The 24,568-nt window shown below is 60.9% G+C and carries 24 protein-coding genes; 15 read left to right on the plus strand and 9 right to left on the minus strand.

Annotated features, from left to right (window positions below):
• Positions 1-34 precede the first annotated feature (34 nt).
• The 3 genes from lpxD (at position 35) to QM649_RS01525 (ending at position 2,335) form a co-directional block, all read left to right on the plus strand.
• Positions 35-1,042: a UDP-3-O-(3-hydroxymyristoyl)glucosamine N-acyltransferase gene (gene lpxD / locus QM649_RS01515; RefSeq protein ID WP_415197234.1), complete on the plus strand. Its 1,008-nt coding sequence runs from the start codon at positions 35-37 to the stop codon at positions 1,040-1,042.
• Between the two features lie 47 nt (positions 1,043-1,089).
• A complete protein-coding gene (locus QM649_RS01520) occupies positions 1,090-1,899 on the plus strand; it encodes a response regulator (protein ID WP_415197235.1) in 810 nt (269 codons plus the stop codon).
• A gap of 109 nt (positions 1,900-2,008) precedes the next feature.
• Positions 2,009-2,335 carry a hypothetical protein gene (locus QM649_RS01525; protein WP_415197236.1) on the plus strand — a complete coding sequence of 109 codons (327 nt, stop codon included), beginning with the start codon at positions 2,009-2,011 and terminating at the stop codon, positions 2,333-2,335.
• A gap of 2 nt (positions 2,336-2,337) precedes the next feature.
• On the opposite strand, the gene QM649_RS01530 is transcribed toward QM649_RS01525, so the two are convergent.
• The 4 genes from QM649_RS01530 to QM649_RS01545 form a co-directional block, all read right to left on the minus strand.
• On the minus strand, positions 2,338-3,498 hold the full coding sequence (locus QM649_RS01530) for a hypothetical protein (RefSeq protein ID WP_415197237.1): 1,161 nt from the start codon (positions 3,496-3,498) through the stop codon (positions 2,338-2,340).
• Positions 3,499-3,775: 277 nt separating this feature from the next.
• Positions 3,776-4,228: a flagellar export chaperone FliS gene (gene fliS / locus QM649_RS01535; protein WP_415197238.1), complete on the minus strand. Its 453-nt coding sequence runs from the start codon at positions 4,226-4,228 to the stop codon at positions 3,776-3,778.
• A 39-nt stretch (positions 4,229-4,267) separates the two neighbouring features.
• On the minus strand, positions 4,268-5,956 hold the full coding sequence (fliD, locus tag QM649_RS01540; protein ID WP_415197239.1) for a flagellar filament capping protein FliD: 1,689 nt from the start codon (positions 5,954-5,956) through the stop codon (positions 4,268-4,270).
• A 135-nt stretch (positions 5,957-6,091) separates the two neighbouring features.
• Entirely contained in the window at positions 6,092-7,006 is a 915-nt protein-coding gene (locus QM649_RS01545; RefSeq protein ID WP_415197240.1) for a flagellin, read from the minus strand.
• A 242-nt stretch (positions 7,007-7,248) separates the two neighbouring features.
• On the opposite strand from QM649_RS01545, the gene QM649_RS01550 reads away from it, so the two are divergent.
• The 9 genes from QM649_RS01550 to QM649_RS01590 all read left to right on the plus strand — a co-directional run bounded on the left by QM649_RS01550 (position 7,249) and on the right by QM649_RS01590 (position 14,770).
• Positions 7,249-7,611: a flagellar FlbD family protein gene (locus QM649_RS01550; RefSeq protein WP_415197241.1), complete on the plus strand. Its 363-nt coding sequence runs from the start codon at positions 7,249-7,251 to the stop codon at positions 7,609-7,611.
• A gap of 25 nt (positions 7,612-7,636) precedes the next feature.
• Positions 7,637-8,428, plus strand: coding sequence for a flagellar motor protein (locus QM649_RS01555; RefSeq protein ID WP_415197242.1), 792 nt, complete (start codon positions 7,637-7,639; stop codon positions 8,426-8,428).
• The gene (locus QM649_RS01560) at positions 8,425-9,255 is read left to right on the plus strand and encodes a flagellar motor protein MotB (RefSeq protein ID WP_415197243.1); all 831 of its coding nucleotides are present in this window, start codon (positions 8,425-8,427) and stop codon (positions 9,253-9,255) included. Before QM649_RS01555 ends, QM649_RS01560 begins: the two co-directional genes overlap by 4 nt.
• 13 nt (positions 9,256-9,268) lie before the next feature.
• Complete coding sequence (locus tag QM649_RS01565; RefSeq protein ID WP_415197244.1) at positions 9,269-9,676, plus strand: tetratricopeptide repeat protein; 408 nt, start codon at positions 9,269-9,271, stop codon at positions 9,674-9,676.
• Entirely contained in the window at positions 9,673-10,419 is a 747-nt protein-coding gene (locus QM649_RS01570; protein WP_415197245.1) for an endonuclease III domain-containing protein, read from the plus strand. Before QM649_RS01565 ends, QM649_RS01570 begins: the two co-directional genes overlap by 4 nt.
• Positions 10,420-10,426: 7 nt before the next feature.
• Positions 10,427-11,050 (plus strand): non-canonical purine NTP pyrophosphatase, encoded by a 624-nt coding sequence (locus QM649_RS01575; protein WP_415197246.1) that lies wholly within the window; start codon positions 10,427-10,429, stop codon positions 11,048-11,050.
• Positions 11,051-11,364: 314 nt separating this feature from the next.
• Entirely contained in the window at positions 11,365-12,057 is a 693-nt protein-coding gene (locus tag QM649_RS01580) for a succinate dehydrogenase cytochrome b subunit (protein ID WP_415197247.1), read from the plus strand.
• Positions 12,057-13,970 (plus strand): fumarate reductase/succinate dehydrogenase flavoprotein subunit, encoded by a 1,914-nt coding sequence (locus tag QM649_RS01585; protein ID WP_415197248.1) that lies wholly within the window; start codon positions 12,057-12,059, stop codon positions 13,968-13,970. Before QM649_RS01580 ends, QM649_RS01585 begins: the two co-directional genes overlap by 1 nt.
• Entirely contained in the window at positions 13,970-14,770 is an 801-nt protein-coding gene (locus QM649_RS01590) for a succinate dehydrogenase/fumarate reductase iron-sulfur subunit (protein WP_415197249.1), read from the plus strand. The genes QM649_RS01585 and QM649_RS01590 overlap by 1 nt, the downstream gene beginning before the upstream one ends.
• 64 nt (positions 14,771-14,834) lie before the next feature.
• Here QM649_RS01590 and QM649_RS01595 read toward each other — a convergent pair whose 3' ends face one another.
• The 4 genes from QM649_RS01595 to QM649_RS01610 all read right to left on the minus strand — a co-directional run bounded on the left by QM649_RS01595 (position 14,835) and on the right by QM649_RS01610 (position 20,095).
• The gene (locus QM649_RS01595) at positions 14,835-17,282 is read right to left on the minus strand and encodes an ABC transporter permease (protein ID WP_415197250.1); all 2,448 of its coding nucleotides are present in this window, start codon (positions 17,280-17,282) and stop codon (positions 14,835-14,837) included.
• 199 nt (positions 17,283-17,481) lie between these two features.
• Positions 17,482-17,685 (minus strand): cold-shock protein, encoded by a 204-nt coding sequence (locus QM649_RS01600; protein WP_415197251.1) that lies wholly within the window; start codon positions 17,683-17,685, stop codon positions 17,482-17,484.
• Between the two features lie 172 nt (positions 17,686-17,857).
• Positions 17,858-18,235 carry a DoxX family membrane protein gene (locus tag QM649_RS01605; protein ID WP_415197252.1) on the minus strand — a complete coding sequence of 126 codons (378 nt, stop codon included), beginning with the start codon at positions 18,233-18,235 and terminating at the stop codon, positions 17,858-17,860.
• Positions 18,236-18,295: 60 nt separating this feature from the next.
• Positions 18,296-20,095, minus strand: a complete 1,800-nt coding sequence (locus QM649_RS01610; protein ID WP_415197253.1) for an AMP-dependent synthetase/ligase — start codon at positions 20,093-20,095, stop codon at positions 18,296-18,298.
• A gap of 107 nt (positions 20,096-20,202) precedes the next feature.
• Here QM649_RS01610 and purQ point away from each other — a divergent pair, with 107 nt between their 5' ends.
• Together purQ and QM649_RS01620 are read left to right on the plus strand one after the other, a co-directional pair.
• Positions 20,203-20,913: a phosphoribosylformylglycinamidine synthase subunit PurQ gene (purQ, locus tag QM649_RS01615; protein WP_415197254.1), complete on the plus strand. Its 711-nt coding sequence runs from the start codon at positions 20,203-20,205 to the stop codon at positions 20,911-20,913.
• 33 nt (positions 20,914-20,946) lie between these two features.
• Complete coding sequence (locus QM649_RS01620) at positions 20,947-21,747, plus strand: tyrosine-protein phosphatase (RefSeq protein WP_415197255.1); 801 nt, start codon at positions 20,947-20,949, stop codon at positions 21,745-21,747.
• A gap of 23 nt (positions 21,748-21,770) precedes the next feature.
• On the opposite strand, the gene QM649_RS01625 is transcribed toward QM649_RS01620, so the two are convergent.
• Complete coding sequence (locus tag QM649_RS01625; RefSeq protein WP_415197256.1) at positions 21,771-22,496, minus strand: SDR family NAD(P)-dependent oxidoreductase; 726 nt, start codon at positions 22,494-22,496, stop codon at positions 21,771-21,773.
• 145 nt (positions 22,497-22,641) lie between these two features.
• On the opposite strand from QM649_RS01625, the gene QM649_RS01630 reads away from it, so the two are divergent.
• Positions 22,642-24,561: a CHASE3 domain-containing protein gene (locus tag QM649_RS01630; RefSeq protein WP_415197257.1), complete on the plus strand. Its 1,920-nt coding sequence runs from the start codon at positions 22,642-22,644 to the stop codon at positions 24,559-24,561.
• Positions 24,562-24,568 lie beyond the last annotated feature (7 nt).

The raw sequence follows: 24,568 nt of genomic DNA on the forward strand, positions 1-24,568 counted from the left end.
TCACCCTTCATCCGCGCACGATACAATCGCCTCCATGAAGCTCGCTGAACTGGCGCTGTTGCTCGAAGCGGAACTCCACGGCAATGGCGATCTCGAAGTCCAGGGCGTTGCCGGCATCGAACACGCCGGCCCCCAGCATGTCACCTTCGTCGCCAACTCCCGTTACACGGCCCTGGCCCGCACCACCACAGCCGCCGCTGTCATCGTGGCTCCCGATTTTCCTGAAATCGCCGCGGCCACACTGCGTCTGAAGAACCCGTACTTCGCCTGGTCGAAGACGATACGCATTTTCCATCCCGATCCGGTCTACGCTCCCGGCATTCATCCCAGCGCCTCCATCCATCCCACCGCGACCATTGGCAAGGATGCGCACATCGGCGCATTCGTCGCCGTTGAAGAGGGTGCAGTTATCGGCGATCACGCCGTGCTGCTGCCCCACGTCGTCATTTATCCCCACGTGGTGATCGGCGATCACTTCTTCGCCCACGCCCATTCGGTCGTCCGCGAATACTGCCGCATCGGCAACCACGTCGTCCTGCAAAACGGCGTCATCGTCGGCTGCGACGGCTTCGGCTTCGCCAAGGACAACGCCGGCGCGTGGCAGAAAATCCCTCAGCCAGGCCCTGTTGTCATCGGCGACAACGTCGAAATCCAGGCCAACTCCTGCATCGACCGCGCCAGCGTCGGCGAGACCCGCATCGATTCCGGAGCCAAGGTCGATAACCTTGTCCAGGTGGGTCACGGCTCGATCGTCGGCGAACATACCCTGCTCTGCTCACAGGTCGGCCTCGCCGGCTCTTCCGAAATCGGCAGAAATGCGATCCTCGCCGGACAGGCCGGGGTTGCCGGCCACTGCCGCCTCGGCGACGGCGTCATTATGACGGCGCAGGCGGGCGTCTCGCACGATGTGCCGGACGGCAAAATGATCAGCGGCTCGCCGGCCTTCGACAATCGCCAGTGGCTACGCTCCACCGCCCTTTTCTCCCGGCTTCCTGATATCGTTCGGCAGATGCAAAAACGGGACAAAGCCGAGAGAGCGTAGACTCAAGAGCGGCAGATTCTTCCACCAGCGCATCCAACTCGTTGTCCATGTCCAACGAAACAGAAAACTCGCGCAGTCGTGAAAGCGATTCCTCTCAGGCCCTTGCTGACCCCATCCGGGTGCTCCTGCTCGACGATCACCCGGAGAATTTGCTCCTGCGCTCCACGATTCTTCGCAAGCACGGCTATCTGACCGAGACCGCATCGACCGTCGAGGAAGCCATCAAACTCCTCGACGAGATCGATATCGCTGTGCTCGATTACCACCTTGGTGCTGGCCAGTTCGGCACCGAGGTTGCCAATGCCCTTCGCAGGCAGCGTCCCGAGGTCCCCATCATCATTCTCTCGGCCACGCTCGAGCGACGCTTCGGCGGCGTTGAAGACATGCACCTGCTTAAGGGCTACAGCTCGATCGACGACCTGGTTACCGCCCTGCGCTCCTTTGAAGCCAAGCTGCGCGGCAAGCCGGTGGTAGTCAATGCTCGAGACTTCTTCTACTCCCGCATCAACATGGCTGTAGGCGAAGACGTCTTCCTCGAGGTGCTCGACAGCGAAGGCAACTGGCAGTATGTGAATGATACCTGCGCCCGCCTGCTCGAGCGCCCCCGCGACTGGTTCCCCGGCCGGAATATCTTCGTTGAGATGCCGGAACTCGCTTCGGACTGGCGCGATATTCTGCGCACTGTCGCCGTAACCCGCGAAACCTACATCGACCGCACCTATCGCGGACTCCTCAACCTTCCCCGCAAGGGAGAGGAATGGGTCTGGAGCGTACTCGCCTTTCCCATCACTCTGCACAACCGTGAGACCGGGGTGGTCGTGACGGCGCGGGCGCTTGAGCGCAAACCAATGGTTTAAAGCCCGGCCTTAAGGCATCATGAACCCAATGAACCTCAGGCCCCAGAGCATCCAGTCTGCCTGCAATACGTGCAGGCTTGTCCGTATTGCCGCCGCTCTCGCTCTCTGTATGGCGTTTTTCCTACCGGTCGGCTGCCGCTCGGCATTCGTAGATGCGTCAATCCGCAATGATGGGGACAATCCGATCCGCCTTGTCGAGGTCGACTACCCCAGCGCCAGTTTCGGCACCCAGACGCTTGCCGCGCACACAACCTTCAACTACCACTTTAAGATTCAGGGCTCGGGTCAGGTCTCTCTCAGCTTCACCGGCGCTGACGGAAGTACGCACACGGCCAAGGGCCCTGATCTCTCAGAAGGCCAGGAAGGCAAGCTTGGTATCGAGATCGACTCCAGCAATCGCGTCAGCTGGTCCGAGCGCCTGATGAAATCCCGCTGAGCCTATTCTGGCGAAGGCATGGTCGGATGGATAGGAGCAGGCGCTGCCGGTTGAGTCGAACCAGATGCAGGCGTCGATGTCGATGACTGCGCACTTCCTTGTGCCTGTCCACTCGAAGTAGCTGTCCCCGCTGCGCCACTCGTGGAAGATCCATTCGTTGAACTGCTTGTCGAACTGCCGCCGCTTCCCTTGGGGAACTGTACCGGCCCCGTCTGTGGCGTGTTTTTGTCATCGTCCGAGGGCAGCTTTTCCCCCGGCATCCGCAGCGTTGGAGGCGCGTGTGCAGCAGCCTCAGTATTCGCGGGGGCCGGCTGTGCGTCGCCCAGCCTCACGATGCGTGCATTTTCATTAGGCTGGGTATCCCAGTAGTCCCCCATCTCGTTCTCGCTGTGGATCACCGGCGGCTCGCCCACCTTCGCTATTTCCACCCGGATGACGCGGTTTCCATTGAAGCGAACGAACTGGACCGGCTCCGGCGGCTCTCCGTAGATCCATTCCTCAAAGGGCGTCTGTCCCTCTGTCTCACGCACCTTGTCGTGCGGCGTGCCCAGAGCGCTCAGCACCATGCGGTCGCTCATGCCCACCAAAACATGGTGTTCGAGAATGGTCTTGCGCAGCGCGGATGGCAGCGTGTCCGTGTAGGCCTGCTGCGGTGACTTCACGGCAAAATCGACTACCGGCTTGAGCAACGCTTCGACCTGCAGCCCGGTCACATCCGGAACGCCATGCTCGAATTCGAGCACGACCCGTGAGCCGCTGGGTTTCTCGGGATCGTCATGCACCACCGGGGTGTCCACTTCGGGCGATGCCCCTACCGAAACATGCCGCAGGAATTTGTGCTTGTGCTCCGGACCACCGTTCAGATCAAGGATGATGCGATCTTTTTCAACACGCACATCGGTGATATTCACCCGTTCGCCAGCTTTTACAGACAGCCCGTGATTGCGTACGGCGTCAGCATAATCCGATCCCGAAGGATGGAGCGCGCCGTTGGCATGGAGCGTGAGTGTCGTGATCGGCAAAGGGCGCATCGAAAAGCCCTGCTCGGCCTGGAGAAAGCGCAGCAGATCCTGGCGATTGTGCGTCGTCAGCGGTGCAGTCGGAAGAGGAATGCTGGTCGGCTCAAAGTCGAGATACCGGGCCTCCACGCCTTCGGGCGTCACTGTAAAAACCTGGGCAAAACCGGCTGGCACTGAAATCAGAAAAGCCACGCAGAAGAACGGCACTACCGCGGACAGATACCGCGAAGGGCAGGCATATCGCAAACAGCGAAAGAGCGCGTGGCCGGAAAGGAAAGTGGGTGAGAAGACTCGCATCGCGGCCTCCTATGTGTGCACAAGGATGATCCCATTCCCGGGAATTGGCAAGCTGAGTGCCCTGTGATGAGCCGCTCGCCTCTCTACGGGGCAATGCGAAGTCAGGATTTGCCAAAGCTGCTCTTCAGGCAGACCAGGACGCGGTGCTCTCGGCTTCCCCGTTCGCGCCCGGCGGCCCTGACGGGGTTTGCTCGAAGGACGAACGCTGTAAGAGTTCTAAGACTTCCGGATCGCGCGCGACCACCTGCCATGCCTCTCGCACATCACGCACGCAGGCGATCGCCTCTTTCAGGCGAGCCGTAGAGGCCAGCCGTGACCCCTCGATGCAGAGCGCGAAAATGGCCGCATAAAACTCCGAGAGAGACCGCGCGGAACTCCCTCCGGTATCCGTACGCAACCTGGATTGCAGGTGCATCAAGATGTCGAGAGTACGCTTGATCGCGATCCTCCGCTCAGCGATGTCCCCTGCATCGATCGCATCGATCGCGCGGTACAGAAAGCGGATCATGCCATCGTACAGAGCCACAATCAACTCGACGGGATTCATCCCCGCAATGGCTTTTTGCTGGTAGCTCATATGCTTTTACGCCACGCTCCCCGCCCGGAAAGACCACGATCAGCCATTCGGGTTCTCGTTATAACCGGTGATGGCGCTATAAAGCTCATTCACCTCGTCTATCTGTTCGGGAATCTCCTGCAGGGTATAGTTCGCCTCGGTCAGCTCCGTCGTCAGGCTCGATTGCTGCGCCGTAATGTACTCTTCTTCATTACTGATATCGGTCTCGAGCCCCGACTCGGTACTCGAGTTGCTGGAAATCGCGAGGCTCAGCACTCCACTCGTACTCGAGGTGCCGAGGTTATCGAGAACCGTGGACAGATTGTCTCCGAAGCTGTTGTAGGTCCCACTCGGTTCGAGAAAGTTGATGACATCCTCATAATTACTGTCGAGTACCGATTCCAGCGTGCTCGAGTCAAGGCTCAGCGTGCCGTCACTGTTGGCTGTAATCCCGAGCTGGACGAGCGAGGTAATGGCGTTGCTCTGGGAAGACGAAAACGTAATGCCCGCGCTTGTTGTAGCGTCCGTCAGGTTGCTCGAGTTCACAGTAATCGCACCGGCGGTTCCCGACGTCGCACTTGCGAGGCTCAGCACGGCTGTCGTTCCCGAGGTGATGATCGTCGCGGTTACGCTGATGCCGGCGCTATTGATGGCCGAGGCCAGGTCGGCCAGGGTGCCGCCGGAAGGTACATCCACTTCGGTCGCACTCCCCGAACCCACCTGGATCGTCAGGCTACCGGAAAGCGTGTCCGAGGTCCCGATTGTGCTGGTGGATCCGACGGCATTGGCCGCCTGCGTGTAATTGAGCGCATCGTAGAGGCTCTCCTGCAGTGTGGCGACCGTCGGATTGCCGTAAAGCGGTTCGGCATTGCCGGAGCTGTCGGTGCCCTCCTGCGCATTCAGATCGGAGACAACCGTGTTGTAGGCGGAGACGAAGGTCTCAAGCGCCGACTCGACCGCGGAGTCGTCATTGGTGATCTCTACCTGCACCGTCTCGTTCGCGTTATAGCCAAGCAGCTGGAAGGTAACCCCGGGAATTCCATCCGTGACCATGTTCGAGGCCGAGCTCTGCGTAATGCCGTTGATGGTAAAGAGCGCATCCTGCCCGGGCTCACCTTCCGTAAAGTTCACGGCAGTCCCGCTGGCATCGGTCAAACTGCCGCCGACGGCGATCTGTCCGGCCGCGCCCGTAGTATTGCTCTGCAATGCCAGCTCTTCGCCTGACGTGCTGTTCACCACGCTCGCCGTCACCCCGTAGTTCCCGGCGTTGATGGCGCTCGCAAGGCTCGAAAGCGTGTCGTTGGTCGAATCGATGGTGATCGTCTGCGTGCTTCCACTGCCTACGCTGAGGGTGAGCGTTCCGCCCGTGGCCAGCGTATCGGTCGAGCTCAGCGCACTCGAGTAATAGCTCGAAGTCTGCGCCAGCTGATCCACCACCACTGCATAGGTGCCGGCCACCGCCGTGTCATCGGCAGACGTCAGCTCAAGAATCGAGGTATCCGAACTCGAGCCTTCCTTGCCGGCAAGCACTCCTTCGAAATCGGTGAGGTCGCTCAGAGCCGACGATAGCGTGCTGAGGTCTGAGCCGATCGTACTCAGCACTGTGTCCTGTGATTCGAGGGAGGTCAGCTGCGTCTGCCAGGGGTCTTCGACCTCACGCAGGTTGGCCACAATCTGGCTCACCGTGCTGCTGACATCAAACCCCTGCCCGCTGGTGGGCGATCCAAAAGAAATGCCTACCGTGCTCATGGGACCTCCATCGTCACAAGTTGATCGCGACTTGATGCATGCCAATGCAGCAGGCGTACCGAAGATCCGGCCTCATCTTAGAAATGTCTCAGAGAATGTCCGGGGACAAAGTATGACCTTCGCCCCCGGATACCGCTACTGCAACAGCTTGGTCACCAGCTGCTGCGTCGTGTTTGCCTGGGCCAATGCGCTGATGCCTGTCTGCTCCAGGATTTCGTACTTCGAAAGATTCGAAGTCGCCGACGCATAGTCCGTCGCCTGGATCGAGTTCTGAGCCGATGCCACGTTGACCTGCTCCGTGCTTTCGACGTTGCTCACCGCCGTCAGCGTATTGCTCTGCGCGCCGGTGTAGCCACGTTCGGCGGCGACATCCTGCACGGCGTCATAAATGTCAGTCAGCGCCGTCTGCGCGGCGGCGGTTGTGGACAGGTCGGTCGTGCTCAGATTCTCGCTGTCCGCCGCCACCGGCGTGTAGGTTAGTGTCGAGGTCGCCGTACCGCCGCCCGAGGTGTAGGTCAGGCCGGACGAACCAGTAGCGTCACCGACAGCGGCACTCGTGAGCGCAGCCAGCGTGATCGTATCGGTGAAGCCGCCGCCACCCGTCGCATCACCGGTGTAGACCATGAAGCTGCCGCCGAAGATGGTTTGCCCGTTGTACGTGGTGGTGCTGCCGATATTGTTGATTTCGTCGAGGATCGACTGGTACTCCGAGTTCGCCGCGCTCAGCTGCGTGGTGTTCAGCGTACCGTTCGAAGCCTCGGTGGCCAGCGTGATCGCGCGGTTCAGCAGGCTGGTGACCTGAGAAAGCGCGCCATCTGCCACCTGCAGCAGACCCACACCTTCGCTTGCGTTGGTCGAGGACTGCGTCAGCGCAGCGGAGTTTGCGGCGAGACCATCGGCCAGTGAAAGTCCAGCCGCGTCGTCCGCGCCGGAGTTGATACGGGAACCGGAAGACAGCTGCGTCAGCACGGTCTGCAGGCTCGCATCGGTCTGGTTCAGGTTGTTTTCCGCGTACATCGCGGAGATGTTATTCAGGACACCCAAGGACATGGGAATCACTCCTTTGTATCGGTGTAAGCCGTTCGTTCGATGGGTTCCTGCTTGCGACGTTTCCCGGTCCCGCCGCGCCATGCGCCGGCCGGTCCGTCCAGGGAAGGAACCGTGACCCAATGCCTGTATCGGCATGGGACGCGGTGCCTTTATCCTCTCCGGTGGTTTTGGCCCCTCACGTGCACGCGGCTTTTCGTCATCCTTGCCGCCACACCGCCGATAAGCATCACAGGAGGCCTACGTTGATCGCCCTGACACGCCTGAACGGAAGCCGCTTCGTCCTCAACAGCGACCTGATCCAGACAATCGAATCCTCGCCCGACACCACCGTCACGCTGATGAGCGGCGACAAGATGCTGGTCCGCGAAGGCGTCGACGAGGTGAAGGAGCTGACGCTTGCCTTTCGCGCCAGGCTCATCGCTGACGCCGCCCGGCAGTCGCCCGAGGGCCTGGTCATCGCCACCGGGCAGCTCTGGCACGAATCCCCTGCCGCCTCACTGGGGATTGCCGCTCGCAGAGCCCCGCATTCCCTGCCTGACATCGATTCTGATTTCGAATCCGATCGCGATTCCGACCTGGATTCCGATTTGGACCGCCCGCTTTAATCGCCACCACGGAGAAAGCTGACCCATGGACATCAGCAGCGCTCTCGGGATCATCATCGCCATCGCCGGCATCCTGCTCGGCCTGCTCATCGAAGGCGGACATGTCGGGCAGGTCCTGCAGCCCACCGCCGCCATGATCGTGCTCGGAGGCACCACCGGTGCGGTGATGCTGCAGTTTCCGCTGACCACCGTCGCCACCGGCTTCGTCCGATTGGTGCAGGTCTTTCTGGTTCCACGCTCCAACTCCGAGGCCATCCTCAAACAATTGCTCGCCTTTGCGCATAAGGCACGGCGCAACGGCATCGTCTCGCTAGACCAGGAGACCAACTCCGTGCAGGATCCCTTCTTTCGCCAGGCGCTCATGCTCGCCGTCGACGGGACAGAGCCCTCGGAGCTGCGGGACATCATGGAGCTGCGCATCCATATCTTTATGGAGCGCGAAGACAAGATCCCTGCTCTCTATGAGGCAGCCGGCGGCTTCTCCCCGACGATCGGCATCATCGGCGCTGTCCTCGGGCTCATCCAGGTCATGCAGCATCTCGATCACATCGACGAGGTCGGCCGCGGTATTGCCGTGGCTTTTGTCGCGACCATCTATGGGGTTGGCGCCGCCAACATCATCCTGCTACCGGCCGCCGGTAAATTGCGTCAGCGGATCAAGGAACAGCAGGCCACCATGGAGATGATCCTCGAAGGCGTCGTCTCCATCCTCGAAGGCATGAACCCCAACATGATGGAAGTGAAGCTCAGCGCCTTCCTTCCCGGACGAAAGACCACTCCGGGGAAGCCGATGAAGGTAGAACGGGGGGCTGCATGAGACGCCGCGAACGCCGTCACGGACACGTCAACCATGAGCGCTGGCTGGTCTCCTATGCCGACTTCATTACGCTGATGTTCGCCTTCTTCGTTGTGCTCTACGCCAGCTCCCAGGCCGACAAGCGCAAACAGGCCGAGGTCTCGCAGTCGATCAACCAGGCCTTCCGTGCTCTCGGGCTCTTCCAGAACACCAGCGCAACACCCAAGTCCGGTCTTTCCTCCGCGCAGGATGAATCCGTATCGCCGGTCAACGTCGTACTCGGTGAGGAACTGGCCGCCTCGGAAGACGTCAAGCACGACCTCACCCGCATCCAGCACCAACTCGAAGGCAAGCTCTCGAATCAGATCGCGCACCATGTGGTCGCTCTCAAAATGGGCCGCGATGGGCTGGTCATCTCCCTGCGCGAGGCGGGCTTTTACACCAGCGGTTCGGCGACGCCGAACCCCGGCTCTATCAGTGGACTCGACCAGATTGGCCAGACCCTCGCGGCCACGCCATACGATATGCGCATTGAAGGCCATACCGACAACGTGCCCATCCATACCGGGCAGTTCGCCTCGAACTGGGAGCTTTCCGCCGCACGCGCCACGGCCATGGCCGAGCTTTTCATCGATCGCTACCGGATCATACCCGGCCGGCTCTCAGCCGCTGGCTATGCAGAGTTTCATCCTGTCGCTTCGAATGACAGCGAAGAAGGCCGCTCGCAGAACCGCCGCGTCGATGTCATCGTGCTCTCACGCATCAGCGTGCCGGGCGCAAATCCGAATACGGCAGATCCATCTTCCGCTGGAGCAACACACGAGACAGAACCTCCGGCCGCGAAATAGCTAAAATGGGCGCATGCCGCTCACTCCGCAACCGGAGCACGTTTCACCGGGGATCGATGCCCAATCGCTTTACGATCTTGCACTCGACGCTCTCGCCGACGGCGATGTCTCCACAGCCGTTGCGCGCTTCCGTGCCAGCATTGCTGCCGATCCCGCATTCGCCGATGCCCGCCACGGCCTGATCCATGCCCTGCGTGACGCAGGCGAATTCGAGACCGCCATCACCGAAGCTCGTGCTCTCATTGCTGACTACCCGGACGATCCGCTCGGCTATACGAGTCTGTCCATCCTGCTCCAGCAGCAGAACCGCATCGAGGAAGCCGAAGCAGCCGCCCTGCAGGCAAAGCTTGCAGGCTGGAAGCAGCAATTGCGACAGCCATCCGGGGCACCATCCTTCGTCCCTGAACGAAACGAGCCGTGAACAAGCGTGTAACCTCATCCCCGCAACATTCCGCTTCTCACACCGCAGTAATCTCCAGAGATCACGCCCGTCGACTGCGCGCGCTCTATACGCATCTCGCAAAGCACTTCGGTCCCCTTGGCTGGTGGCCTGCCAATAGCGCCTTCGAAGTTGTCATCGGAGCCTATCTCACACAGAACACTGCCTGGACTTCCGTAGAGCGCTCGATCGCCAACCTGCGCGAACATGGTGCGCTGACACTCGATGGGCTGCGCGCACTGCAGGAAGACGAACTGCGCCTGCTCATTCGCCCATCCGGGTATATGATCCGCAAGGCTGCCGCCCTCAAAGTTTTTGTCGCATGGCTCGATGACCGATATGGCGGCTCCCTCGACGCGCTTGCGCAAGCACCCATGGAACAGGCTCGCGTCGAACTGCTGGCGCTGCCCGGCGTAGGTCCGGAGACCGCCGACGCGATCCTGCTCTATGCCCTGCATCAGCCTGCCATGGTTGTCGATGAATATCTCCGCCGCATCGTCACGCGCCACGGTCTGCTTCACGCCAAGCCGCGTCATGCGGAGATTCAGTCGCTCGCCATCGCGGCCTTTCACGGCGATGCTCCCGATAGTCTGGTCCGCCACTTCAACGAATTCCACGCTGTCATCGTCGAAGTGGGCAAGCGCTGGTGCCGCCCGACTCCACGCTGCGAGGAGTGTCCACTCGCCTTCGATCTCAAGCAGATAGGCGGCAGGCCGCTATCCTGATAAAGACATGCTGAAGCTTTTTCTCGCTACCACCAACGCTGGCAAGATCCGCGACTTCTCCGCCGCCGGCCTTCATGACGCCACGCTCGAACCGTTACCCGGCCTCAAAGATGTCCCTGCACCCGAGGAGAATGAAGTCACCTTCTCCGGCAATGCCGTGCTCAAAGCGGTGTACTACAGCCGTCTTGCACCGGGAGAGATCGTTCTCGCCGACGACTCCGGTCTTGAGGTCGACGCGCTCGACGGCCTGCCCGGCGTGCGTTCGGCCCGTTTTGCCGCCGATGCAAACTTCTCGGTGCCCGGCGTCACTGAGACTGACGCCATCAACAACCTTCTACTCCTCAAACGCCTCGATGGCATTCCTGAAGCAAGTCGCGGTGGTCGCTATCGCTGCGCACTGGCGGCAGCCCGCGATGGCAGACTCCTGCTCACCGCCGATGGCTCCGTGGAAGGCCTCATCCTCGGCGCTCCCAAAGGGACCGGTGGCTTCGGCTACGATCCACTCTTCTTCCTGCCGGAATACAACCTGACCATGGCCGAGCTCGATCCCACAATCAAGATCGCGATCAATCACCGAGGCCGCGCCCTGGCAAAGCTCCTGTTAACGCTTTCGGGTGCAGCACTTAGCTAGCCGATCGACCCAATTCCGGAAGAATGCCGAAACCGAAATTCCGACCATTTTGGTCGCAAGTCGTTTCCTTGACGGGCTTTGCGCGGAACACGAATAATAGGTGTTGATCCTTTCACAGATCAACTAAGAGTTTTGCTGACGCAGTTCCGCCTCGGGCCGGTGTCAGCTGCAGCCGTCCGCATCGGCCTCCGGCATCCCTCCGGTTCCCTGTTTCGTGCGGCCATAGGAACCGCCCTCGTGAGAACAGATGTTTTCCGGGGACGAACATCAATCATGCGGATGATTCCGCCAGCCGATACTCAAGGAGTGCGACTGTGAGTGCAGCAACCGCGGTGAACGTCGGCGAAGGCCGCGCGCCCAGCTTCTGGCAATCGACCAACGGCAAGAAGGCCGTTATGGCCGTCACCGGAGCCATCCTTTTCCTCTTCGTCATTGGCCACGTAGCGGGCAACCTCCAGATCTTCGAGGGCCGCGACAAGCTCAACGCTTACGGCCACTTCCTGCACAGCATCGGCGAGATCCTCTGGGTCGTCCGCGCCGTGCTGATTCTGAGCATTGTGCTGCACATCGTCGCGACCGTTCAGCTCGCGCTGCGCAACAAGGCTGCCCGCCCGGTCGGCTACTCGCGCAAGAAGGCCATCAAGTCCTCCTATGCTTCGCGGACGATGTACTGGAGCGGCCCGATCGTGCTCGCCTTCGTCATCTTCCACCTGCTGCAGTTCACCGCCGGCTACATCCATCCCGAGTCGCAGTTTATTGAGGGTGATGTCTATCACAACGTCGTCGCCGGCTTCCAGGTATGGTGGGTTTCGGTGTGGTACATCCTCTCGGTCAGCCTGCTTGGCCTGCACCTCAGCCACGGTCTCTCGAGCCTCTTCCAGTCGCTGGGCTTTCATCATCCGAAGCACACGCCGCTGCTCAAAAAGGCCGCTGTCGTCATCGCGCTGCTCATCACCCTTGGCTACATCTCCATTCCGATTAGCGTTCTGGCGGGGTTTGTAAAGTAATGACACTCGATTCGAAGCTTCCCTCCGGGCCGATTGAAACCGCGTGGCAGCGGACCAAGTTCGACCTCAAGCTGGTTAATCCAGCCAACAAGCGCAAGCACACCCTAATCGTGGTCGGCTCCGGTCTCGCAGGCGGCTCGGCTGCCGCGACCCTTGGCGAGCTTGGCTACAACGTCAAGTGCTTCTGCTTCCAGGATTCGCCCCGCCGCGCGCACTCCATCGCCGCGCAGGGTGGCATCAACGCCGCCAAGAACTACCAGAACGACGGCGACAGCGTCTATCGCCTCTTCTATGACACGGTGAAGGGCGGCGACTTCCGCGCCCGCGAAGGCAACGTCTATCGCCTCGCCGAGATCTCGGTCTCGATCATCGACCAGTGCGTAGCGCAGGGTGTTCCCTTTGCCCGCGAATACGGCGGCGCGCTCACCAACCGTTCGTTCGGCGGCGCGCAGGTCTCGCGTACCTTTTACGCACGCGGACAAACGGGTCAGCAGCTGCTGCTCGGCGCCTACCAGGCGCTGGAGCGCCAGGTGCAGGCCGGCACCGTCACCATGTTCCCGCGCACCGAGATGCTCGACCTCATCGTCATCGACGGTCGCGCACGCGGCATCGTGGCCCGCAACCTGATCACCGGCGAGACCAGCATCCACATTGCCGACGCGGTCATCCTCGGCTCGGGTGGTTATGGCAACGTCTACTACCTCTCGACAAACGCCAAGGGTTCGAACGTCACGGCGAGCTGGCGCGCACACAAGCGCGGCGCACTCTTCGCGAACCCCTGCTACACGCAGATCCATCCGACCTGCATCCCGGTCTCGGGCGACTATCAGTCGAAGCTCACGCTCATGTCCGAGTCGCTGCGCAACGACGGCCGCATCTGGGTGCCGCTGCAGAAGGGCGACAAGCGCTCGCCCGATCAGATTCCCGAGGCGGAGCGCGATTACTATCTCGAGCGCCGCTACCCCAGCTTCGGCAACCTCGTCCCGCGTGACGTCGCCTCGCGTAATGCGAAGGCCGTTTGCGACGAAGGCCGCGGCGTGGGCGAATCGGGCCTCGGCGTCTATCTCGACTTCACGGATGCCATCAAGCGCCTCGGCAAGCACGTCATCCAGGAGCGCTACGGCAACCTCTTCGACATGTACCAGCGCATCACCGACGAAGATCCTTACAAGGTTCCGATGCGTATTTACCCCGCCATCCACTACACCATGGGCGGTCTCTGGGTGGATTACCACCTGCAGAGCACCATCCCCGGCCTGTTCGTGGTGGGCGAGGCAAACTTCTCCGACCACGGCGCGAACCGCCTGGGCGCGAGCGCGCTGATGCAGGGCCTCTCTGACGGCTACTTCGTCATTCCCTACACCGTTGGCAATTATCTGGCCTCGACCAAGCTGGCCAAGGTCGATGCTTCGCATCCCGAAGCGCAGGCTGTGCTCGGCTCGGTCCGCGCGGATGTGCAGAAGCTGCTCTCCATCAAGGGCAAGCGTACCGTCGACTCTTTCCATCGCGAGCTCGGCAAGATCATGTGGGATTACTGCGGCATGTCCCGCACCGCCGAAGGCCTCAAGGAAGCCATCGCCAAGATCGATGTCCTCCGCGAAGAGTTCTGGACGAACGTCAACGTGCCCGGCTCGGGCGATGACCTCAACCAGAGCCTCGAAAAGGCCGGCCGCGTCGCCGACTTCTTCGAACTCGGCCGCCTGATGTGCGTCGACGCACTCGAGCGTAACGAGTCCTGCGGTGGACACTTCCGCGAGGAATACCAGACCCCCGATGGCGAAGCACAGCGCGACGATGAGCACTACTCCTACGTCGCGGCCTGGGGCTACACCGGCATGGGCCAATCGCCGGAGCTCAACAAGGAACCGCTCGAGTTCGACTACGTTCACCCCAGCCAGAGGAGCTACAAGTAATGAAATTGACGCTGAAAATCTGGCGCCAGAAGAGCAAGGGCGACAAGGGCAAGTTCGTCGACTACAAGATGAACGACGTGAACCCCGAGATGTCCATGCTCGAGTGTCTCGATGTTCTCAACGAAACCCTCATCGAGAAGGGCGAAGAGCCTGTCGCGTTCGAACACGATTGCCGTGAAGGCATCTGCGGCTCCTGCGGCTTCATGATCAACGGTGTGGCGCACGGTCCCGAACGCGCCACCACCGTTTGCCAGCTCACCATGCGCCACTTCAAGGATGGCGAAGAGCTGGTGGTCGAGCCTTGGCGTGCCGCGGCCTTCCCCCAGATCAAGGACCTCGTCGTCGATCGCCGCGCCTTCGATCGCATCATCGCTTCGGGCGGCTACGTGTCGGTTTCGACCGGCAACGCCCCTGACGGCAACGTCCACCCCATCGGCAAGGAGATCTCCGACCGCGCCATGGACGCCGCCGCCTGCATCGGCTGCGGAGCCTGCGTCGCAGCCTGCCCCAACGCCTCGGCTGCGCTCTTCACCGGCGCCAAGATCGCTCACCTTGGCATCCTGCCCCAGGGCAAGCCCGAGCAGGATCGCCGCGCCGTCGGCATGGTATCGCAGCTGAACACCGAACTCTTCGGAAGCTGCACCAACATCGGCGAGTGCACCGCCGCCTGCCCGAAGGAAGTGCCTCTCGAAGTCATCGCCATGATGAATCGCGACTACGTGCGCGGCGCCTTCAAGAAGCGCGACGACGAGGTCAAGGTCACGCAGCCTGTAACCGGCTGGGCCAACGGCAGCAAGTAACACTGCTCTCACTCCAAATGCGAAAGGCTTCCGCAGTGTGCGGGAGCCTTTCGCACTGCATCTGCTACTCGTTCCGCAACGCCGAGATGGGGTCAACCCGCGCAGCTTGCCATGCCGGAGCAGCGCTCGCAATCAGCGCCAGGAAGGCCACCAGCAGAGCGACGCAGCCGTAGGTCACCGGGTCGAGAGCCGTCACTCCGTAGAGCAGGCTCTGTACATAGCGCGTGAGCACCGCCGAAGCTGCGAGGCCGATCGCCAGTCCCACCGCGGCGAGGCCAGCCCCCCGCTTCAGCACCAGCCGCAGCACGTCGCCGCGTTGCGCGCCCAAAGCCAGCCGCAGCCCCATCTCGTTCTCCCGCTGCGCCACCATGTAGGCCAGCACGCCGTAGAGACCAAGTGCCGAGAGCAGCAACGCCATGCCTGCAAAGGCACTGAGCAGAACCATCTGGAAGCGCCGGCTGGACGCCGCGCCGGAGAGCAGATCTTCCAGCGTATGCACGTCATAGACCGGAACGTCCCGCCGAAGACCTGCGACCTGCGCACGCACCGCCGGAATCAGCGATACGGGGTCACCCGCTGTACGAATCACCAGAAGCGGTGGCGTAATCACACATTGCGTGATCGGCAGGTAGATAGCCGCCGGCGCCGCGGTCGTGAGACGCTGCCCCTTCACATCGCCCACCACCGCAACAATCCGCCGCATTGGATGAACGTGAACATCGTCCGAGATCTGAGGCGCAATCATCTTGCCCATTGGATCTTCATTCGCAAAAAACTTCTTCACAAAAGCCTGGTTCACGATTGCGACAGGCTGCGATTCGCCAGTATCTGCTGCGCTGAAGTCACGCCCGCGTAGCACCGGAACTCGAAGTGTCGCGAAGAAATTCGGCGTAATCACGCTCACGTCTACGATTGGTCTATCGCCAGGGGCCATCGGCCGATCTGCGAACGCAACATCCACTCCGATACCACTGTTTGCGAGCGGCACGGGAAATGCGCTGGCCACCGAACGCACACCTGGCAAAGCAGCAATCCGTGGCAGCAGCTGATCGTAGAAGCGCACAACTCCCGTCGTGAAATCCTTGTCTCCCGGATAATCCAGCCTCGCTGTCAGCACGTTGCGCCCGTCAAATCCTGGATCGATCGACGTCACACGCAGAAAGCTACGGAGAAATAGCCCGGCCACCACCAGCAACACCAGCCCCAGCGCTGTCTCCGCGATGACCAGTGCAGCATGCAGCCGTTGCTGCCCCCGCCCTGCCGTCGTCGACCGCGTGGAATCTCGCAGCGCCAGTGAAGGATCCAGCTTCGACATCCGCCACGCGGGAAGCACGCCAAAGAGTAGCCCTGTCACGACCGATACACCAACAGCGAAAGCCAGGACAGTGCCATCCACCGTCAACGTGCCGATGCGTGGCAGATCCTTTGGCAACAGCCTGCTCATCGCTTCAAGGAAGAGCGTCGAAAATGCCAGCCCCAGCGCGCCGCCGAGCAGCGAAAGGATCAGTGACTCGATGAGGATCTGCCGCATGATCAGGCCCCGGCTTGCGCCGAGAGCCGCTCGCAGCGCAATCTCGCCGCGCCGCTTTGCCGACCGCGCCAGCAACAGGCCGGCTACGTTCGCGCAGGCGATCAACAACAGCAGACCTACCGCCGCAAAGAGCACATGCAGCGCGGGCCTCACGTCTCCCACCAGCTGTTCCAGTTCGGGCCTCACAAACGCCGAACTCAAGCCCTTATTCGAATCCGGAAATTCCTCCGCCAGGCGCGCATCAATGGTACTCAGATCTGCCTGCGCCTGCTCCGGCGTCACACCGGCCTTGAGGCGTCCGATCACATGCAGCATGTCGTTACCACGCTGCGCGGAGAACGGCGTACCACCCCCTGGATCGAAGGAGTCCTCTGCCAGCGTCATCCACATCTGCGGCCCCGGATTCTCAAGCGGGAAACCCACGCCTGCAGGCATTACGCCAATCACGACACTCGACGCCCCCTCCTGCTGGATTGGACGCCCGACGATGTTCGGATCACTGCCGAAGGCCGACTGCCACAGAGCGTGGCTGAGAATGACGACGTTCCCTGCGTGCTCATCCGCCGCCGTGAAGTCCCGGCCAAGCTCCGGGTGCACGCCAAGCACGTGAAAGAACTCGGACGAGACAATCTCTCCGTTCAGTTCTTCAGCATGCCCCTTCGTTATCAGCTTGAAGGAAGTGTCCCGGTAACTCGCCATCGCCTCGAAGGAGTGATTCTGCGTGCGCCAATCGAAGAAGTCCGGATAGCTGATCGTATTCGGCGTGACCAGTCCACCGTTATGAAAAGCATGCTCAGCCCACATCAGCTGTTCCGAGTGAGGAAACGGCAGCGGCCGCAGCAGCACCGCGTCCACGAGGCTGAAGATGCCGGTGGCCGCGCCAATGCCCAGCGCAAGGGTGAGCACCACAGTGAGGGAGAAGCCCGGATTCTTGCGGATCTGGCGGGCAGCGAGTCGCAGTTGAGAGAAGAGATCGATCATGGCGGTTCCGTCAGATCTATGTGCACGATCCGTGCCAGAGGGACCGCCGCTAAGTAATTGATTCTTTGTGCCAGCATGAGGCGTCTCCTGTCCGTATCCGGAGAACGGTGTTCACCCTGAGACATATCTAAGGGCGACTGAGCACGCAAAAGGGGAGAGCCCGATGGCTCTCCCCTTTTAAGAATCGACCGGAGACGAGTTAGATCGCCTGGACGTTCTCGGCCTGCAGGCCCTTGGGGCCGCTCACCACGTTGAACTGCACACGCTGCGCCTGCTGCAGGCTGCGGAAGCCGTTCGAATTGATGGCCGAGAAATGCACGAAGATGTCTTCGTTGTTGACGTCGCGGGTGATGAATCCGAAGCCCTTGGCGTCATTGAACCACTTAACGATACCCTGTTCCATTTGGGGTGTTCCTTTGGTGTTGATTTGCGCTTGAAGATTTCGAGGAAGGTGTATCGGCAGGCAGTGCTTTGAAGGGCATTACAACCGGTGTTACCCACTCGGGTACGAGCGTACCCTTAGTATAGCCCAAATCACAAAATGACGTCCGAGTCACCCTTTTTTTAGACCCTTCTCAACGCTCGAAAATACCGGCAAATTTCGTCCGGTAATACGCAAAAACCACCAGCCAAAGTACGGTGCAGAGCAGGCCCATCTGGATCCCGGTATGGAACAGGAAAAGATGAAAGAGCAGGATGTTCACCAGAATCGGACCAAAGATGAGCAGCCCGAGCGGCACGAAGAAACCGGTCAGCAGCAGAATGCCGCCCAGCACCTGCAACGCCGCGACAATCTGCATGTAATGTGACTGACTTAACACCGTCACAAACTCACCGGCAGCACCGGGCGGCACCATATTCGAACCCGGCAGGAAGTGGAAAAACACATTCAAGCCAAAAACCACGAAGGCCAGTCCCAGCAGAATCCTTGCGATGATCGCAGCAATCTTCACGTGCGGTCCTCCATGACGATGGGTACCTTTGTACGCCACAAGCGATACAAAATACAGGCTCTAGCGATGGGCAGTCGACTCATCCGCATAAAACGCTTCGATCTCTGAAGCGTATTTCTCCGCGATGACACGGCGCTTTAGCTTCATACTCGGGGTCAATTCGCCGGAGTCAATCGCCCACTCAGTTAGAACAAGTCGGAAGCGCTTGATGCTTTCGTAATTCGAGAGCCCCGCATTCACCTCGTCGATAATCGCCTGGTAGCGCGCGGCCACTCGCGCATCACTCAGCAGTTCCCTGCGCGTCATCGCCGTGATGCCTTCCGTCCGCGCCCAAGCCTCCAGCGCAGCGAAGTTTGGAGAGATCAAAGCAGCCGCGAACTTGTGCCGGTCGCCCACCAGCGCAGCGCCGCCTACAAGCAGGTGCGACTTCAACCGGTTCTCGATCGGCTGAGGCGCGATCAGCTTCCCGCCTGAAGTCTTCAGCAGCTCCTTCTTACGGTCGGTGATGTAAAGAAAACCATCCACATCCGCGTTTCCAATATCTCCGGTGCGAAACCAACCTTCGGCGTCGAAGCTCTCTTCCTCATGCGGCGCACGCTTCCAGTAACCGGAGAAGACATTCGGACCTTTCACCAGAAGCTCTCCGTCCTCGGCGAAGCGGTACTGCACCTGTGGCAACGCCTTCCCCACCGAGCCCATGCGGTAGGCAGACGGCGTGTTAATCGCCAGCACCGGCGAGGTCTCCGTCAGCCCGTAGCCTTCCAGAACACGAATCCCAACCGAGGCAAACCACTCTGCCGTGTCCTTTCCGAGAGGGGCGCCGCCCGAAATGAAATAGCGCACACGGCCTCCGAAAAAGTCCGTCACTTTGCTGTAGACAAGCTTGCGCGCCAGCTTCCAGCCGATCGCACCCGGCGCCTGGCCGCGTGCGATCTCGGGCTTGTGCCTGCTTCCGGTTCTTACCGCCCAGTCGAAGATGCGTTTTTTCGCCGGTGACAACCCGGCTTTGCGCTCGACTTCCTGCCTGACTTTTTCGTAGACCCGCGGCACGGCGACCATGACGGTCGGCCGCACCTCGGCCAGTGCAGAAGGCAGCTGCTCGAAGGCCGCGCAGTAGGCCACGGTCGCCAGCTTTGTGTAGATCGCGTAATCGAGATGCCGTGCCGTGATGTGGGAGAGCGGCAGAAAGGAGACACAGCTGTCGTTCTCGCCAATCTCGAAGCCCAGCAGCGACTCGTTCAGATTCGAGGCGATATTGCCGTGCGTCAGCGCCACGCCTTTTGACTCCCCCGTAGTGCCTGAGGTGTAGATCAGGGTTGCCACATCGTCAGGCTGCACGTCGTAGGCATGACGATCGAACTCCGCATCGCGGCCTGTCACGATGTCCGCGCCTTCGAGGAGCGTAGCTAGCGGAATGCCGTCCGGCGTCCCAACGTTGTCCATCACCACGATGCGCTCGATGGACGTCTCACCACGAATTGCGGCTACTTTTTCGTACTGCGCGCGAGACGAGACAAATGCCACGGTCGCACCGGAGTCCGCCAGAAGCGTTGCCGTCTGCTCCGCGTGCAAGGTGGGATAGATCGGCACGTCAATCGCCCCGATTGCGAGCGCCGCGAAATCCACGACAGCCCATTCCCAGCGATTTTCCGCCAGAATCGCGACCCGGTCCCCTTTGGATATGCCCCAGTCGTGCAGCACCCGCGCCAGCCTGCGGACACGCTGGTACACCTGCCCGCTCGTAATGGGTTCCCACTTGAGGCTCCCGCCCGCTTCAGCGACCGGAGTCAGCATCACCCGCGCCCGCTCGCCGGCGGTGAGCAGGAAGAAAATGTCGTTCAATGTCTGCAGATTTGCCACGGCGCACCACTCTAGCGGAGCCGCGCAAGCACAGACAAGCCTGTCCGAAGCCGCCCGTGCAATTTTGCCGCCCCATTCCAGATGCAGCCCTGCTAGCCTATATGTGTATGAAAATCGGTGTTCTTGTCTTCCCCGGCTCCAATTGTGACCATGACACGTATCACGTCATCTCCGAGCTCGCCCATCAGCCGGTTACGTTCCTCTGGCATGATTCCTCCAGCCTCGAGAACTGCGACGCCATCCTCGTCCCCGGCGGTTTCGCCTACGGCGACTACCTCCGCACCGGCGCTATCGCCCGTTTCTCGCCCGTCATGCAGTCGGTAAAGAAGTTCGCCGCCGACGGCGGCCTGGTTCTCGGCATCTGCAACGGCTTCCAGATCCTCTGCGAATCCGGTCTGCTGCCCGGCGCGCTCATGCGCAATGCCGGCCTCAAGTACATCTGCAAGCAGGTTTACCTGCGTACCGAGACGACCGAGACGCCGTTTACGCACCAGTTGAACAAGGGCGACGTGGTCAAGATTCCCATCGGTCACATGGAAGGCAACTACTTCTGCGACGATGCAACGCTCGCGCAGCTCCGCGACCAGGATCGCGTGGCCTTCCGCTATGCCACCCCTGAAGGCGAGATCACCCGCGACGCAAACCCCAATGGCTCGCTCGATAACATTGCAGGCATCCTCAGCGAGGGCCGTAATGTTCTTGGCATGATGCCCCATCCCGATCGCTCGAGCGAAGCCTTGCTCGGCTCGGCCGATGGTTTCAGGATTTTCCAGTCCCTCGTCTCCTCGCTCGCCGGACAGACGGCAGCGACCCGCTAACCGGAACCGGCCACTCGCGCAGGGATTGCATCCATGATCGATATCCATCACCACCTGCTCTTCGGTCTCGATGACGGCTCGCCCGACATCGAGACTTCGGTAGCCATGGCAGAGGCGGCAATTGCAGACGGCATCACCCATGTCGTCTGCACGCCCCATGCGAGCGGCCGCTACGAGTACAAGCCGGAGCTCAACCAGGAACGGCTTGAGGCATTGCGAGAGCGTCTCGGTGACCGGATCACCCTCGGACTCGGCTGCGACTTCCATCTTTCTTACGACAACATCGAAGACGCGCTTAAGAACCGCAGCCGGTACACCATCAATCAGAAGAAATACCTGCTGGTTGAGTTCAACGACTTCATGATTCCGCAGAACATCACGGAAGTCTTTTATGAGCTCACCATCGCGGGTCAGCGGCCGATCATCACTCACCCCGAGCGCAACGCCGTGATCCAGCGCAATCCCGAGCGCATGAAGGATTGGATCCGCGAGGGCGCGCTGGTGCAGTTGACGTCATCTTCGCTCACCGGTCGCTTCGGCAAGACTGCGCAGTCGCTCTCACACCAGTTTCTTGAGAAGAACTGGGTCCACTTCCTGGCGACCGACGCACACAACCTCACCTCACGTCCGCCAAAGCTCAGCGAAGGTTACGAAGTGCTTGAGAAGCGCTATGGTAAGGAGACCGCCGAACGCCTTTGCGTCGCCAACCCGCGCGCGGTTTTCTATGGGGAGGATCTGCCTCGCCAGCCACGGTCTCTCGACATCGGCGAGGATGATGGTGGACGCCCTGAAGCCAGGAAAGGCTTCTTCGGCAGGCTGTTTTCGCGCGGCTGACCCCAGCCGCGCGCCAGTTCCGACTAAAGCCCGAGACCGCCGTCCACGCCAAGCAGTTGGCCGGTGATGAAATGCGGGCCCGAAGCAAAGAACACCACCGCTGCCGCCACTTCCTGCGGAGAGCCGTTGCGCTGCATCGGCGTTTTCTTTGCGAAGTGCTCGTACTCGGCTGAGACTTCCCCGTTCACAATCATTCCCGGTGCGACGCAGTTCACGCTGATCTCAGGCGCAAAGGCCTTCGACATTGTCTGCGTCAGCATGTGCAGCGCCGCCTTCGATGTGCAGTAGTGCGCGTGCGTAGGCCAGGGATGAATCCCGCCCAGCGAACCGATGTTGACGATCCGTCCGCGCGCCGCCTTCAGGTACGGATGCGCAGCCTGCGCTGCCAGAAAAGGGCCACGGGTGTTCGTCTCGAACATCGCATCCCACTGCTCCACACTGATGTTCTCGATCGCCGCGGTCTCGAATCGGCCGGCGTTGTTCACCAGCACATCCAGACCACCGAGAAACTCTGCAGCGTCCTTTACGGCCTGCCGGATGCTTTCGGGCTTCCGAAGATCGGCATGCACCGCGCTCGCGCGGACACCTTTTTCCTGAAGCTCTTCCACCGTCCGCGCCGCCACATCTGACGATTCACGGTAAGTGATCACCACATCGGCGCCTTCAGACGCCAAAGCCAGCGCGATGCTGCGCCCAATTCTCTTTGCAGCGCCGGTTACCAGCGCTTTCTTTCCAGCGAGAGATGACATATATCTCAATTTTAAATGCCGATAAAAACATTGCGCCTGGCGCAGACAGCCTTTTTGCCGTCTGCTACATCAAAGCCCCTGTTCTTCCATAAATCCGGAGCTACGCAAGTCGGTGTCCGCCCCTTACGACCGTCCTGATTCCCCTATGCGGGATCCTCTCTCTGCCCTTGCTTCTGCTCGTACCCGCGAACCGCTTCTGACGGCCGGTCTCCTTCTTGTCCTCGTCATTATCTGCGCCAACTCATGGTTTGCACTGCGCTCCATCCAGGTCCTGAACGAGAGCGAGTACTGGGTCGCACATACCTGGGAGGTCATTCAGCAACTGGAGCGCGTCATCAGCTCCGCAAAGGATGCGGAGACCGGCAGCCGCGGTTTTCTGCTCACCGGGGATGACACCTACCTCGAGCCCTACACTCAGGCTCGCCACGATCTTCCGGCAGCCATCGACCAGGCCCAGCAACTCACCATCGATAACCCTGTTCAGCAGCGCAACATTACAGAATTGCGCGCGGTCACGGAAAGCCGCCTCCAGCTTCTCGAAGATGGAATCGAAGGCAAACGCAGCGGCGATGCCACTCCCCTTCAGCTGATGGTTCTGAGCGGCACCGGCAAGGCCGAGATGGACCACATGCGCCAGCTGATCGACGCCATGCAGTCGGAAGAGAAGAGCCTGCTCCAGCAGCGCACCTCGCGCTCCTCGACGGCCCGTCGGCAGGCCATCTGGACAGTTCTCTTCGCCAGCATCTTCGATGTCGCAATGATCGGCCTGGCCTTCTGGCTGCTGACCCGCGAACGCGGCCTGCGCCAACGCGCGGACCTCGCTGCAGAGCGCCTCGAAAAGCTCCAGTCGATCAGCGACACTGGCCTGAACCGCCTGGACAGCAGCGAGCTGACCACAGCACTTACCGGCCGCCTGCGTGCCGTGCTCCAGGCGGACGGCGTCGTGATTTGTAACTGGCACGATGGCGAAATCGAAGTCGTGCATGGCGACGGTGTCCCCGTTCGTCCTGGCCGCAAGGTGCGGCTCGACCCCGCCGGCCCGCTCTATCGCGCCGGCTCGGAAAAACGCCTCGTTGTCGCGCAGGGCGCTGAGTCCAAGGCCATCCCGCTCACCGGCCTCAGCGCAAATATGGCGGCTGTTCTGGTGGCGCCGGTCATCGTAGCCGGTGAAGTTCGCGCCCTGCTTCTTGCAGGCACCCACAAAACGGGATTCTTCACCTCGCAGGATGAGCAGCTTCTTGTCCTCGCCGCTGACCGCATCGGCCTCGCGATCGACCGAGCCCGGGCTTATGAGGCGGAACGCACGGCCCGCGAACAGGCCGAAGCCTTGGCCGCCGAGGTCACTACTCTCAACTCAGAGCTTGAAGACCGTGTGCGCGTCCGTACCGCCGAGCTCGAGGCAACGAATCGCGAGCTCGAAGCATTCAGCTACTCGGTTTCCCACGATCTCCGTGCCCCGCTTCGCTCGGTCGATGGCTTCAGCCTCGCGCTCGAAGAGGACTTCCTAGAGTCGCTCAATGAAGAAGGCCGCGACTTCATCCGCCGCATCCGCACCGGCGTACAGCGCATGGGACAGCTCATCGATTCCCTGCTCCAGCTCTCGCGCATTACGCGCGCCGAGATCAGCCGTGAAGACTTCAGCCTGAGTGAGCTGGCGGACGATGTAGCCCGTGAGCTGGCGTCCCAGAATTCCGAACGCTCCCTGGACTTCCACATTCAGCCGGGGATGGACGTCAACGCCGACCCGAGGCTGCTGCGCGTCGCGCTGGAAAACCTCATCGGCAACGCCGTCAAGTTCACCGCTCGCAAGCCGGAAGCCGTCATCGAGGTCGGATATTTCCCCGAATCCGACGAGTATTACGTCCGTGATAACGGCGCCGGCTTCGATATGCAGTACGCGAATAAACTTTTTGTCGCCTTCCAGCGTCTCCATGGCGACAAGGACTTCAAAGGTTCGGGCATTGGCCTCGCCACCGTCGCCCGCGTCATCCGCCGCCACCATGGCTCCATGCGTGCCGAAGCGCAACTGAATGAAGGCGCAACCTTCTGCTTTACTTTAAGATAGAGGTGCC

Source organism: Silvibacterium sp., assembly GCF_047605705.1.
Taxonomy (GTDB): Bacteria; Acidobacteriota; Terriglobia; order Terriglobales; family Acidobacteriaceae; genus Silvibacterium.

What these genes read in the sequence shown, in the direction of transcription:
- lpxD (WP_415197234.1), top strand. Translation starts at nt 35, where the DNA reads ATGAAGCTCGCTGAACTGGCGCTGTTGCTCGAAGCGGAACTCCACGGC.
- QM649_RS01520 (WP_415197235.1), top strand. Translation starts at nt 1,090, where the DNA reads ATGTCCAACGAAACAGAAAACTCGCGCAGTCGTGAAAGCGATTCCTCT.
- QM649_RS01525 (WP_415197236.1), top strand. Translation starts at nt 2,009, where the DNA reads ATGGCGTTTTTCCTACCGGTCGGCTGCCGCTCGGCATTCGTAGATGCG.
- fliS (WP_415197238.1), bottom strand. Translation starts at nt 4,228, where the DNA reads ATGAGCTACCAGCAAAAAGCCATTGCGGGGATGAATCCCGTCGAGTTG.
- fliD (WP_415197239.1), bottom strand. Translation starts at nt 5,956, where the DNA reads ATGAGCACGGTAGGCATTTCTTTTGGATCGCCCACCAGCGGGCAGGGG.
- QM649_RS01545 (WP_415197240.1), bottom strand. Translation starts at nt 7,006, where the DNA reads ATGTCCTTGGGTGTCCTGAATAACATCTCCGCGATGTACGCGGAAAAC.
- QM649_RS01555 (WP_415197242.1), top strand. Translation starts at nt 7,637, where the DNA reads ATGGACATCAGCAGCGCTCTCGGGATCATCATCGCCATCGCCGGCATC.
- QM649_RS01560 (WP_415197243.1), top strand. Translation starts at nt 8,425, where the DNA reads ATGAGACGCCGCGAACGCCGTCACGGACACGTCAACCATGAGCGCTGG.
- QM649_RS01565 (WP_415197244.1), top strand. Translation starts at nt 9,269, where the DNA reads ATGCCGCTCACTCCGCAACCGGAGCACGTTTCACCGGGGATCGATGCC.
- QM649_RS01575 (WP_415197246.1), top strand. Translation starts at nt 10,427, where the DNA reads ATGCTGAAGCTTTTTCTCGCTACCACCAACGCTGGCAAGATCCGCGAC.
- QM649_RS01585 (WP_415197248.1), top strand. Translation starts at nt 12,057, where the DNA reads ATGACACTCGATTCGAAGCTTCCCTCCGGGCCGATTGAAACCGCGTGG.
- QM649_RS01590 (WP_415197249.1), top strand. Translation starts at nt 13,970, where the DNA reads ATGAAATTGACGCTGAAAATCTGGCGCCAGAAGAGCAAGGGCGACAAG.
- QM649_RS01595 (WP_415197250.1), bottom strand. Translation starts at nt 17,282, where the DNA reads ATGATCGATCTCTTCTCTCAACTGCGACTCGCTGCCCGCCAGATCCGC.
- QM649_RS01600 (WP_415197251.1), bottom strand. Translation starts at nt 17,685, where the DNA reads ATGGAACAGGGTATCGTTAAGTGGTTCAATGACGCCAAGGGCTTCGGA.
- purQ (WP_415197254.1), top strand. Translation starts at nt 20,203, where the DNA reads ATGAAAATCGGTGTTCTTGTCTTCCCCGGCTCCAATTGTGACCATGAC.
- QM649_RS01620 (WP_415197255.1), top strand. Translation starts at nt 20,947, where the DNA reads ATGATCGATATCCATCACCACCTGCTCTTCGGTCTCGATGACGGCTCG.
- QM649_RS01625 (WP_415197256.1), bottom strand. Translation starts at nt 22,496, where the DNA reads ATGTCATCTCTCGCTGGAAAGAAAGCGCTGGTAACCGGCGCTGCAAAG.
- QM649_RS01630 (WP_415197257.1), top strand. Translation starts at nt 22,642, where the DNA reads ATGCGGGATCCTCTCTCTGCCCTTGCTTCTGCTCGTACCCGCGAACCG.